This window comes from Acidobacteriota bacterium, assembly GCA_009691245.1.
Lineage (GTDB): Bacteria > Acidobacteriota > Terriglobia > 2-12-FULL-54-10 > 2-12-FULL-54-10 > SHUM01.
In genome coordinates this window covers 1-10,995 of record SHUM01000044.1, presented here as the reverse complement: position 1 = coordinate 10,995, position 10,995 = coordinate 1, and the positions used below count along the sequence as shown (strand labels likewise).

General features: G+C 58.3%; 13 protein-coding genes. 11 read left to right on the top strand and 2 right to left on the bottom strand.

The window, feature by feature from the left end; genetic code table 11:
• Nucleotides 1-14 precede the first annotated feature (14 nt).
• The 8 genes from EXQ56_10900 to ftcD all read left to right on the top strand — a co-directional run bounded on the left by EXQ56_10900 (nt 15) and on the right by ftcD (nt 6,223).
• Nucleotides 15-296, top strand: a complete 282-nt coding sequence (locus EXQ56_10900) for a DUF503 domain-containing protein (protein MSO20949.1) — start codon at nt 15-17, stop codon at nt 294-296.
• A 40-nt stretch (nt 297-336) separates the two neighbouring features.
• A complete protein-coding gene (gene rbfA, locus EXQ56_10895) occupies nt 337-705 on the top strand; it encodes a 30S ribosome-binding factor RbfA (protein ID MSO20948.1) in 369 nt (122 codons plus the stop codon).
• Nucleotides 706-878: 173 nt separating this feature from the next.
• Nucleotides 879-1,859, top strand: coding sequence for a tRNA pseudouridine(55) synthase TruB (gene truB / locus EXQ56_10890; protein MSO20947.1), 981 nt, complete (start codon nt 879-881; stop codon nt 1,857-1,859).
• A 102-nt stretch (nt 1,860-1,961) separates the two neighbouring features.
• Nucleotides 1,962-2,990: a polyprenyl synthetase family protein gene (locus EXQ56_10885; GenBank protein ID MSO20946.1), complete on the top strand. Its 1,029-nt coding sequence runs from the start codon at nt 1,962-1,964 to the stop codon at nt 2,988-2,990.
• 20 nt (nt 2,991-3,010) lie between these two features.
• Nucleotides 3,011-3,655 (top strand): CYTH domain-containing protein, encoded by a 645-nt coding sequence (locus EXQ56_10880; protein ID MSO20945.1) that lies wholly within the window; start codon nt 3,011-3,013, stop codon nt 3,653-3,655.
• Nucleotides 3,656-3,699: 44 nt separating this feature from the next.
• Nucleotides 3,700-4,629, top strand: a complete 930-nt coding sequence (locus EXQ56_10875; protein MSO20944.1) for an FAA hydrolase family protein — start codon at nt 3,700-3,702, stop codon at nt 4,627-4,629.
• 107 nt (nt 4,630-4,736) lie between these two features.
• Nucleotides 4,737-5,105: a hypothetical protein gene (locus tag EXQ56_10870; GenBank protein ID MSO20943.1), complete on the top strand. Its 369-nt coding sequence runs from the start codon at nt 4,737-4,739 to the stop codon at nt 5,103-5,105.
• Between the two features lie 140 nt (nt 5,106-5,245).
• Nucleotides 5,246-6,223: a glutamate formimidoyltransferase gene (ftcD, locus tag EXQ56_10865; GenBank protein MSO20942.1), complete on the top strand. Its 978-nt coding sequence runs from the start codon at nt 5,246-5,248 to the stop codon at nt 6,221-6,223.
• A gap of 771 nt (nt 6,224-6,994) precedes the next feature.
• Here the strand turns inward: ftcD and EXQ56_10860 are convergent.
• Nucleotides 6,995-7,324 carry a septum formation initiator family protein gene (locus tag EXQ56_10860; GenBank protein ID MSO20941.1) on the bottom strand — a complete coding sequence of 110 codons (330 nt, stop codon included), beginning with the start codon at nt 7,322-7,324 and terminating at the stop codon, nt 6,995-6,997.
• Nucleotides 7,325-7,460: 136 nt separating this feature from the next.
• Entirely contained in the window at nt 7,461-8,894 is a 1,434-nt protein-coding gene (locus tag EXQ56_10855) for a phosphoglucomutase/phosphomannomutase family protein (protein MSO20940.1), read from the bottom strand.
• A 147-nt stretch (nt 8,895-9,041) separates the two neighbouring features.
• Between EXQ56_10855 and EXQ56_10850 the strand changes: the two genes are divergently transcribed.
• The 3 genes from EXQ56_10850 to rho all read left to right on the top strand — a co-directional run.
• Entirely contained in the window at nt 9,042-9,371 is a 330-nt protein-coding gene (locus tag EXQ56_10850) for a divalent-cation tolerance protein CutA (GenBank protein ID MSO20939.1), read from the top strand.
• 67 nt (nt 9,372-9,438) lie between these two features.
• The gene (locus tag EXQ56_10845) at nt 9,439-10,125 is read left to right on the top strand and encodes a matrixin family metalloprotease (protein MSO20938.1); all 687 of its coding nucleotides are present in this window, start codon (nt 9,439-9,441) and stop codon (nt 10,123-10,125) included.
• A gap of 522 nt (nt 10,126-10,647) precedes the next feature.
• The coding region (gene rho, locus EXQ56_10840; GenBank protein MSO20937.1) for a transcription termination factor Rho at nt 10,648-10,995 on the top strand (348 nt) is incomplete at its 3' end.

Sequence of the window (10,995 nt, the reverse complement as noted above, 5' to 3'; positions counted from 1 at the left end):
CCCACAACATCATCATGCCGGTTGGATTGCTCACGCTCGAACTACATCTCCCTTACGCGCATTCCCTGAAAGAAAAGCGAATGGTGATTCGCAAGTTGCAGGACCGGTTGCGCGCGCGCTTCAATGTGTCGGTGAGCGAGCTGGATCATCAAGATGTGTGGCAACGCTCATTGATCGGCGTGGCTGCGGTGTCGAGCGATGAGCATGTACTCGAAGGGATGCTGAGGCAGGTGGAAGAAGAAGCCAGCAGCATTCTGGCTGGCGATCTGCTGCGCTCCGATATGATGCTGCTGTAGCGTGCGGCTCTGTCGCGCGCTACGAATTTCTGGATGACACATGAAAGAACATAACCATAGCCAGGGCCATAGCCATCGACCCGAACGCATCGCCGATCAGATTCGGCATGAGCTGGCGATGATGCTGGAGCGCGACGTAAAAGACCCACGCATCGGTTTCGTCACCATCACCGGCGTGCGCGTTACTCCGGACATGGGCACGGCGCGCGTGGGCGTAACGGTGCTAGGCGATGAGGAGAAGAAGGCGGAGAGCCTGAAGGGTTTGGAGGCCGCCTCGGGTTTCCTGCGCAGCGAGCTGGCTCGCCGCCTGCAACTGCGCCGGACTCCGGCGCTGCGCTTCGAGTTCGACGAACTCGTGGAGAGCGAGCGGCGCATCGAGGAGATGCTGCAAAAGCTGCGCAAGGACTAGAATTCCCGCAAATAGTTTTCCTCGGTATCCCACGTACGCATGGAGTGATTGGCACGGAATGTTTTGCGTTGTCATCCTGAGCGCAGTGAAGAGGATCTGCTGTTGCGTTCTGCTCGATGGAAAGCATCTCGTTCGCACTGCACAGGCGCGCTGTCAGGATGACAACGATTTAGATGGGTTGTTTTAGAATGCACACAATGAATGGCGCTCTGGTTTTGGACAAACCGGCTGGCATCACCTCCCACGACGCAGTCAGCGCCGTGCGGCGGTTGACCCATCAGAGAAGCATTGGACACTTGGGCACGCTCGACCCGTTTGCAACCGGCGTACTGGTTCTGCTGCTGGGCAAGGCGACCCGACTGGCCCAATTCTACAAGCTAACGAAGAAGTCTTATTGCGGAGTGATGCGCGTCGGATTTGCCACCGATACTTATGATTTTACCGGAGCACCCTCCGGTCCTGACCGAGCAAATGAATTCCAGCCGGAGCAACTTCCAGATTTAATTCGGCAGTTTGTGGGGACCTATTTCCAGCGTCCTCCTATCTACTCAGCCAAGAAGGTGGACGGCGTTCCAGCGCACCGCCGCGTGCGCAAGGGCCAGACGGTGGTGCTGGCTACCGTGCCTGTAACCATCCATGAATTCACTCTGGATTATATTAAAGAACAACATGTCAGATTCTCTGTAACTGTTTCATCTGGAACCTATATACGGTCCATAGTTAATGACATTGGAGAGCGTCTAGGAATGGGTGCTCATCTCGCCGAACTGCGCCGCACCGCGGTGGGAAATTTCCCGATTGAGCAAGCGGTTACTCTCGATGAGTTGGAGAGCGGGCTGCGGGACGGCCGGGAAATGATTACGCCGATTAACCAGTTGCTACCAGAGATTCCGTCCTGGGAGTTGCCGGAGTCGGACGTGCAGGGGGCGTTGCACGGCCAATTCATCCAAGCTGCTGCCTACGCCGCTCGTGAAACTCCATTCCTTCGCCTGATGGCCCCTGACGGCAACCTGTTGGCGATGGCCGAGAAAGCCGGTGGACCGCTGTATCATCCGTTGGTGGTGCTCGGTGATGTCCCGACGAATGAAACCGAAGTCATGAGGTATGCGAATGCTGGTCCGGCCACCGACCCAGCATCTGAAGGAGACTCGTAGAGTCTAGCCCCTGCTAACTGATACCTCGCAACTAAAACAAGACTTGTGCTTTAGCCTCTAGTCGTATTACATTAACGCCTTCAGCATTCCTTTGGCCACATGATGAAAAGCGCTGACATTTCGCCCACCACTTTTGTCTGGCAGGAGATATTGGAGCCCGTCCGCTCCGGCCTGGAACAAGTGGAATCCCGCTTCCACGAGAAGCTGGTCTCCTCCGTCCCCGAAGTTACCGAAATTGGCCAGTATCTGCAGGTCAGCGGCGGCAAGCGGCTGCGGCCTGCTCTGCTGCTGATGACGGCGCGGATGTTTGGAGAAATTCAGTCTCCGGCGGTCAATCTAGGCGCGGTGGTTGAGATGATCCACACGGCCACGCTGGTTCACGACGACGTCATCGACGGTGCCGACCGGCGGCGTGGGCGGCCCTCCGCCAACTCGCGTTGGGGCAACCACACCTCGGTGCTGGCCGGCGATTGGCTCTACATGCAGGCCTTCCGGCTGGCCGTGGAGGAGCGCAACTTCCACGTCCTGGACATTCTGATCGAGCTGACCCAGCAGATGGTGGAAGGCGAGCTGATTCAGTGGGGCATGATCGGACGGCTGGACATCACGCAAGCCGGGCATCTGGACCTGATCTATCGCAAGACAGCCTGCCTGTTCAGCGCATGTACCCGGATGGGCGCGGTGGCTGCCGGCAACTCCACTGGACAGGACAAGAGTATCGAAGAGCAGCTCGCCATCTATGGGACCAACCTGGGCATGGCCTTCCAACTGGTGGATGATCTGCTCGACTTCACCGCCACGGAAGAGGTGCTGGGCAAGCCCGTGGGCAGCGATCTGCGCGAGGGCAAGGTAACACTGCCGCTGATCCATGTGCTGGAGCGCTGCACGCCCGCCGAGCATGCCTTGGTCGCCAAAGTAATGGAGGAGCGGTCGTTTCAATCGGTGGCTTGGGAGGACTTGCTCGAGCTGGTCTGGCGTTATGAAGCGCCGCAGACCGTGAAGCGTCTGGCGCAGGAATATGCCAGCAAGGCCGTGCAGGCTATTGAGTCATTGCCCGCCGAAGGACTGGACACGCGTTCCCGGGAGACGCTGGCCATGTTGCCCGAGCTGTTCGTACATCGTCAGTATTAGGGCAAGTCCGCGCCCACACCATGCGCCATCACGAAACCGAAACCAAGATTGCCATCGCCGATCTGGCCGCCATTCGCCGGAAACTTCGCAAGCTCGGCTTCCAGCCCATCCACCGCCGCGCGTTTGAAGATAATGTTTTGTTCGACACGCCCGCTCGCGCGCTGCGCGCCGTCCGCTGCATCCTGCGCCTGCGCCGCTACGGAAGCCGCTGGTGGCTGACGTTCAAAGGCACGCCGGAGGCCGACAGCCGTTACAAATCGCGCACCGAGTATGAGAGCGAGGTGTCCAACCCCGAAGCCGTGCTCCTCATCTTCTCGTCGCTCGGACTCGTGCCGGTGTTTCGCTATCAGAAGTTCCGCACGCACTTCGCGGCGGCCCGAGCATTAAATGCCGCAGCCAAGTCAGCGGTGAAATCAGCAGTGGGGAAGCGCGCCTCCAGTCGCCAGCGCGCCCGCCGCCCCGCGTTTGAGATCGTGCTCGACGAGACGCCCGTCGGCAACTTCATTGAGCTGGAGGGTAGCCGTTCCGCGATCGATCGCGCGGCGAAGCAGTTGGGGTTTTCTTCCGCTGATTACAGCACGGCATCCTATGGCGCGCTCTACATCGAATGGTGCAAACGGCTCGGGCGTGAGCCTGGCGACATGGTATTTGATGTACAGCCGTAGCTCTGATATTGAAACCTGAGAAACAGTTTAAGGAGAGACGACGAATGAGATTCGCTACATTTTCGCTGCCCAATGATTCGCACCCGCGCCTGGGTGTGGTCTCGGCAACGCATATCGCCGAGCTGCGCGCCGTGCTCGGTCCGCTATGGAAAGGCAAAGGGCCGGTGCCCGGCAGCATGTTGGAACTGATTGACGGCGGGCCCACCATGTGGACGCCATTGTTCGCCGCTGTGTCTGAATCGCTGGCGGGGTTGGGCAACAACAGCGAAGCGAAGCTGATCGATAGTGTACGGCTCCACGCGCCCATTCCGCGCCCGCGCAAGAACGTCATGTGCCTGGGCCTGAATTATCTGAGCCACCTCGAAGAGTCCGCGCGCGCGCGCGGTCGCGAGGCCAAGATTCCCGAAGTGCCGGTGATCTTCACTAAGTCGCCCACTGCCGTGAATGGGCCGTACGATCCCATACACTGGGACACGGCGGCGACACAGCAGGTGGATTACGAAGTGGAGCTGGGCGTGGTGATCGGCACGGCGGGCAAGAATATCGCGAGGGCTCATGCGCTCGATCACATCTTCGGCTACACGGTCATCAACGACGTCTCGGCGCGCGACCTTCAGTTGCGCCACATGCAGTGGTTCAAGGGCAAGAGTCTTGACGGCTTCTGCCCGATGGGTCCGGTGTTGGTTACGCGCGATGAGTTCGGCGACCCGCAAAACAAAGCCATCTCGCTCGACGTAAACGGCGTCGAGAAACAAAACTCCAATACATCGCGGATGATCTTTCCGGTGGACGTCATCATCGAGCAACTCTCGAAGGGCATGACGCTGGAGCCGGGCGACGTGATCTCCACCGGAACCCCCGAGGGCGTCGGCCTGGGCCGCACTCCGCCCGAGTATTTGAACGACGGCGACGTGGTGGTGGCGCGCGTGGAGGGCATTGGCGCGTTGAAGAATCGCGTCACCGTGATACGCTGATCGCCGAGTTCTCCCGTTGGGCCAGGCCGTGGTAAGCGGTACAATTGTTTAGCAATGTATTTCAATAAGTATCTTCCTGACTGCATCTGTGAGAGAGGATGAACCATATGAAGATGAACAAGAAAGTTCTCGGAGTGGCGTTGGCCGCGCTGTGGCTTACGGCGAGTGTCGCCCTGCTCGCGCAAGTGAAGGCACCTGTTAAGGCAGAAGAAAAGGAACATCAGACGCTGACCGGCGTGGTCAGCAACACCCACTGCGGCCTGAAGCATTCCACCGCCAACGCGGGCGACGCCGGCTGCGTCAACATGTGCGTGAAGAACAGCAACGCCAGCTACGCGCTGATCTCCGGCGGCAAGCTTTACAAGTTGGAAGGCATGACCCCGGAGCTGACCAAGCTGGCTGGCCTGAACGCCAAGCTGACCGGCCACGTCATGGGCGACAGCATGCACGTCGAAAAAGTGGAAGCCGGCAAGTAGTTCAGCTTCGACCGTACAGAGCCGCGGTTTCGGGTTAGCTTTTTCTTAGTAGCCACGGTGAGCGCATTTCTCGCCGTGGTTTTTTTGTGCCTCACGGGAAATCCCCACGGCGAGAAATGCGCTCACCGTGGCTACCAGCCATGCGAACCCTAGTCGAGTGCGTGCCCAACTTCAGCGAAGGCCGCGACGCGGAGAAGATCAGCCGCATCGTGGACGCCGCGCGCGCGGTGCACGGCGTGACGATTTTTGATCTGCACAGCGACGCATCGCACAACCGCTCCGTGCTGACCTTCGTCGGCGCGCCGGACGCCGTCGGCGAAGCCGCGATTCGCCTGGTGGGCGAGGCCGCGCGACTGATCGACATGAACGCCCATCGTGGCGAGCACCCGCGCATCGGCTCGACGGACGTGGTCCCGTTCGTCCCCGTCGAGGGTGTAACGATGGAGGACTGCGTGCGCATCGCGCACGCCGCCGGCGAAGAGATATTCCGCCGCTTCGCCATCCCCGTGTACTTCTATGAAGCCGCCGCGCTGCGTCCCAATCGCCGCCTGCTCGAAAACATCCGCCGCGGCCAATATGAAGGCCTGCGTGAAGCCGTGCTGACCGACCCGTCGCGCCTCCCCGACGTTTGTTCAAGTACGGGCGGTCCGCAACTGCATCTCACCGCTGGCGCCACCGCCGTCGGCGCACGAAGATTCCTAGTCGCCTTCAATGTGAACCTCAACACCAATGACGCGGCCATCGCCAAAATGATTGCGCGCAAAATCCGCACCTCCGGCGGCGGCCTGCCCGCGCTAAAAGCCATCGGCGTTCTGCTGCATTACGATGCCACAGGTGGTTCACCGGAGCAGGGAAGCGCGCCCGCTCGCGCAGAGACCCGCGCGCAGGTGGCGATGAACCTTACCGACTTCGAGCAAACCTCCATGCTCGTCGCCTATCAAGCAGTGGAACGCGAAGCCGCGCAACTGGGCATATCGATTCACAGCAGCGAGCTGGTGGGCTTGGCTCCGCAGGCGGCATTCGGCGGCGCGCCGCCAGAACAATTGAAGCTTGCTAACTTCTCTTCGCGAATGATCTTCGAGCAACGCTTGGATGCGGTGCTGGCAGCCGGACTATGAGCCGCTGAGCCCATGCCGGGGCTGCGAAGGTCTCTACTATAGATAAGAAAATGATCTAGACTCTACGCTGCAATGAAGAGGTCATCCAGGTGTTAGCGAAAAGTAATTTATAGCGTAGACCTCGCCCAATAGGCCATTCTTGTCTGCGACGATCCATTTGATTTTGTAAAATATTTCGTTTTCGATTGCTTGATTGGCCAATTCCAAATGTACGGTTACTTTCTCTATGCTGGCAACCGTATTATTCGTATTCATTACCAGCGGGCAATCTTCTACGACTTTGCAATACAGGTGGAGGAAGTGAGTCCAACCATCTCGACGAACCGTCTCCAGCCCCGGAAGTCCATTTGCGGAAATGAATGTTGAAAGTTCATTCTTAAACCCTTCCAGCCTTAATATGCCGTCGATTTATTGCCGGGGGCCATCTGGCAATTCGTGCAATTTGATGCCGGTCTTGAGTTGGATATTGGCAAGATCGAATTGTTCCAGATTTTTTTGGGCTGTAGCTCCCTGCAACTTGGGATGGAGTGCCCAATCGCAGTGGAATGTCAGATTCTTGAATTGTTCCTTCAATTACTGTTGTTCGAGGAGTTTTCTAAGACCGGCCATCAAGTAGACAACTTGGACCTCGGTTGTAATGCCCACCATGAGTTCTGCTTCCAGCTTCCGAATTATGTCATTAGTCATTTCGCCACCAATAATAGCTGATAATGCACCTCGGAGAGATCGTCAATTTCTCAGCCGACGTAGATTTTGTTATTGTTGAAATCACTACGGGATAGATGGTGTTGGGGTTTCAGGCAGTGTGACGACGGCGTCTTCGCTGCGACCCAGGCGCAACTGTTCGCGGGCCAGCGTCTCGATAGTGCCGGGATCGTGCTTCAGGTCCTGGATGTGGGAGGAGAGGCGCTGGTTTTCGGTGCGGATTGTTTCTACTTCGCTGGTGATGGCTTCGATTTTCATTTTCTGTGCGCGGCGGGCCAGGTAGCCGGTTTCTCCGATCAGACTGTTGACCATTAGTGTAGCGGAGATGGCGCCCACGGCTAGGACTAGTAGTAAGCTGCGGCGGCGGGATTTTTGTTCGGCGTGCTTTCGGCGCATGGGGTAATCAAATTCCTTCGGGCGATTTTGCGTTACAGAGCCGCGGCCGGGAGGGAGCGGTTGCGTTCAATGGTCATTGATAATTGTCGAGCCGGCCCGCTCCCTCACGGTCGCGGCTCTGTAAGTGCGGCACGCTTTACGCAAACAGGAAATTTCGGGCGGTGGTGGCCAACTCTTCCAGCGCTTTTTCCGAGCGCGCTTCGCAATACAATCTACAAACTGGCTCGGTACCTGACAAACGGAACAGAATCCACGAGCCGTCGTCGAATATCAGTTTCAGGCCGTCGGTGCGATTCTGCTCGTGGACCGTGTGACCATCGAAAGAACTATAATCGCGCATACTGCGTTCTTTGAAGCTGGTCTTTAGGGTTTCCGTCAATGGTACATTCCAGCGGCCGGGGCACCAGCGGCCCACTTTCAGGAACAGTGCGTCGAGCTGCTCGGAGAGTGTTCGCCGCCGTGTGGCCACCATTTCGGCGGCCAACAGGCAGGCCAGGATGCCGTCTTTTTCTGGGACGTGGTGGCGAATGGTGAGGCCTGCGCTCTCCTCGCCGCCCACCAGAAGCTTGTCCTGCTCGATCAACTCGCCGATGTACTTGAAGCCGACCGGCGTCTCGTGGACCGGCAGACCATGATGCCGCGCGACGGAGTCCACCAGATGCGTGGTGGCCACGCTGCGCGCCACGCCGCCCTTCCAGCCATCCTTCGACGTCTCTTTAACCCACGGGCGCGACTCGGCCAGATAGTCGAGCAGCAGCGCGAGGAAATGATTCGGCGAAATGAAGACACCGCCGTAGTCCATGATGCCGTAGCGGTCCGCGTCGCCGTCGGTGGCCAGGCCGAGGTTCGCGCCGCGTTCGCGGATCGCTTTTTTCAGCGGGGTGAGGTACTCTTCGGCGGGCTCGGGCGGATGTCCGCCGAACAGAACGTCGCGTGTGCCGTGAATCGTCTGCACGTCAATGCCGGAGCGCACCAGTAGCTTGTCGAGATAGCCCTGCCCTGCGCCGTAGAGCGGATCAACGACGAGCTTCAGGCGCGTCAGGCGGATGGCGTCGATGTCCACCTTGCGCGCCAGGTCGGTGAGATAGGCGGCGGCGAAATCCACGCGCTCGACCGCCGCGGGACTTGCTTGTGAACGTGGCGCAACGGGCGCGCGGTCGGCGTGGGCGATATTCTCTTCGATCTTGCGCGTGACCTCCGGCAGGGCGGGCGCGCCGTTGGCGGTGGAGAACTTGATTCCGTTATACTCGGCTGGATTGTGCGAAGCGGTGAAGTTTATGCCGCCATCGGCTTGGCTCTGAAGAATGGCGAAGGCCAGCGCCGGTGTAGGCACGGGCTTATCGGAGAGCAGCGCGCGAATGCCATGGGCCGCCATGCGCTCGGCGGTGGCGGCGGCAAACTGATCGGAAAGAAAACGCGTGTCGTATCCGACCAGTATTGTGGGCTGTTTGGATTTTACCGACAGGACGTACTCGGCGATGCCGTCCACCGCTCTTTGCACGTTGGAAAATGTGAAGTCTTCGGCGATGATGGCTCGCCAGCCCGAGGTGCCAAACTTGATGGGGGTCATAAAGGTTCTCAGTGGCGCGGTCCGGTGCTGATCCGATTGTAGTATGTCGATGAAACCGTGAAAGTGTGTAGTTGTCCATCCGCCGCAAATGTGAACTTCTCCGAAGGCTCCATTGCGCGCGAAAATCAACTATAAGGGATTTGATCCATGACGGACAAGATTGTCGTGCTGGTTACCACCAACGGTGTGCGGCAAGCGAAGCGAATTGCCCGGGCGCTGCTCGATCAGCGGCTGGCCGCGTGCGCCAATTTGATCACGCCGATACGCTCGCTCTATCGCTGGCAAGGCAAAATCGCCGAGGATCGCGAGTGCCTGATGGTAATCAAGACTACGCGCGGAGAGTTCGACGCGCTGCGCGCCTGCGTCGAAAAACTGCACACTTACTCCGTGCCGGAAGTAATCGCACTGCCCATCATCGACGGGGCGGAGAACTACCTGAGCTGGGTTGCCGAATCCGTAGCCAAGTCGGAGGAGTAGTCATTGGCGTAGCTCGGTTGTTACAATCGTTCTCGTTCGATATTATGCCCCCTGAGCGTATGATATTATGCCCCCTGAAATGACATCTCATCTCTCGTCCGTGCGCCGGTGGCTAGCGGTTGGATCCGTTGCAGTTCTGCCTCTTGCTGTCCTGCTGGTCCACGCACAGATTGAAACTCCTCTCCTGCGCCCATTGGACGCGGATCGACCGATTCCTACTTTCATCTCGCAGGAAGGACCCGGCAATCGGCCCGGTGACCGTGATTTGGCGGAACGTGCGCTGGAGGCATGGGCAAAGGCTACTGGTGGGATACTGGCGTTTCGATTTGTGGAGGAGAAGGATGCGTTGTTGCGCCTTCGCTGGGTCTCCGCTCCAAACAGTCTCTATGGAGAGATGCGTCCGATCATGGTGGAGGGCCGTAGGGGGGCTGAGGTGTTCGTGAGACCGGAGATTGCGGGCCTGGGGAAGGAACTCGACGCCCGCGCCCGGGCGGACTCCCTCTTTCGGGACACGATTGTATATCTTACCTGCCTGCACGAATTTGGCCACGCTCTTGGGCTGGACCATACGGCCAACTATGAGGACATCATGTTTTCCTTTGGTTACGAAGGAGACATCCTGAATTATTTTCAGAGGTATCGTCGGCAACTTCAGAAGCGCGAGGATATTGCGCTGCATCTGGGACTTTCGGAGTTGGACCTCAAGCGCATCCGCCAGCTTTATCCTCCGCCGAAGATTCCCGCGCGCCAGTAACCCAAGGAGCTGCAAGGACAGTGAGGCGACTCGCCAAGATTCAAGGATTCCTGTCCCGTGGATTTTTCTGCCTGCCCACCGAATTTTCCTGCTTGACAAGCCGTAGCGGTCAGTGGTTATCTATGAGTGCTGAAGCAGGGAAGCAATGGCGTGGCAGGCTGCTCAAGTTCTGGCAACCCCGATTTGAGGCGTCAGGCATTCTTCAGAACTCCCTGAACAAATTTTGGAAGCGCGACCGGCGGGAGGGCCGGAGAGTTTTTCCGAGCAGATAAACTACTTCTTCAATTGTGCTGGTTCATAGAACTACCAGTCGGCCGAACCTGTGAGGACTGTTCTCCCGGTGGCGCCAAGCGATTTGATACCCGTTTACAAGTCTGAGCCGACTCCCTAAATTAAAAAGCAATCCATCCATTCAATATAGGAAGAGACGAAGCGCGCCGCGCGCTGTGTCGCCACGCACTGGTCCTTCCTCGACACCATTTAATTAACACTTAGTTGCCAAAGGACACTCACCAATTACTTATGACCATCGCCGATTTGAAAGAGAAGAACATCGCCGAGCTGACGCGGGTGGCGCGCACGCTCGAAATTCCCGGCGCGACCGGGATGCGCAAGGCCGACCTGATTTTCAAGATTCTACAGGCGCAGGCCGAGAAGGAAGGCCTCATCTTCGCCGAGGGCGTGCTGGAAGCACTGCCTGAGGGCTTTGGCTTTCTGCGCTCGCCGGATTACAACTACCTTCCATCCCCCGATGACATCTACGTTTCGCCGTCGCAGATACGGCGGTTTGATCTGCGCACGGGGGACACCATCTCGGGGCAGGTGCGGCAGCCCAAGGAGGGCGAGAATTATTTCGCGCTGGTGAAGATC

Bases quoted from the DNA above. Each gene is read 5' to 3' on its own strand.
- EXQ56_10850 (MSO20939.1), top strand. From the start codon at position 9,042: ATGACGGACAAGATTGTCGTGCTGGTTACCACCAACGGTGTGCGGCAA.
- EXQ56_10900 (MSO20949.1), top strand. From the start codon at position 15: ATGCCGGTTGGATTGCTCACGCTCGAACTACATCTCCCTTACGCGCAT.
- EXQ56_10845 (MSO20938.1), top strand. From the start codon at position 9,439: ATGCCCCCTGAAATGACATCTCATCTCTCGTCCGTGCGCCGGTGGCTA.
- EXQ56_10870 (MSO20943.1), top strand. From the start codon at position 4,737: ATGAAGATGAACAAGAAAGTTCTCGGAGTGGCGTTGGCCGCGCTGTGG.
- EXQ56_10880 (MSO20945.1), top strand. From the start codon at position 3,011: ATGCGCCATCACGAAACCGAAACCAAGATTGCCATCGCCGATCTGGCC.
- EXQ56_10875 (MSO20944.1), top strand. From the start codon at position 3,700: ATGAGATTCGCTACATTTTCGCTGCCCAATGATTCGCACCCGCGCCTG.
- ftcD (MSO20942.1), top strand. From the start codon at position 5,246: ATGCGAACCCTAGTCGAGTGCGTGCCCAACTTCAGCGAAGGCCGCGAC.
- truB (MSO20947.1), top strand. From the start codon at position 879: ATGGGTTGTTTTAGAATGCACACAATGAATGGCGCTCTGGTTTTGGAC.
- EXQ56_10855 (MSO20940.1), bottom strand. From the start codon at position 8,894: ATGACCCCCATCAAGTTTGGCACCTCGGGCTGGCGAGCCATCATCGCC.
- EXQ56_10860 (MSO20941.1), bottom strand. From the start codon at position 7,324: ATGCGCCGAAAGCACGCCGAACAAAAATCCCGCCGCCGCAGCTTACTA.
- rbfA (MSO20948.1), top strand. From the start codon at position 337: ATGAAAGAACATAACCATAGCCAGGGCCATAGCCATCGACCCGAACGC.
- EXQ56_10885 (MSO20946.1), top strand. From the start codon at position 1,962: ATGAAAAGCGCTGACATTTCGCCCACCACTTTTGTCTGGCAGGAGATA.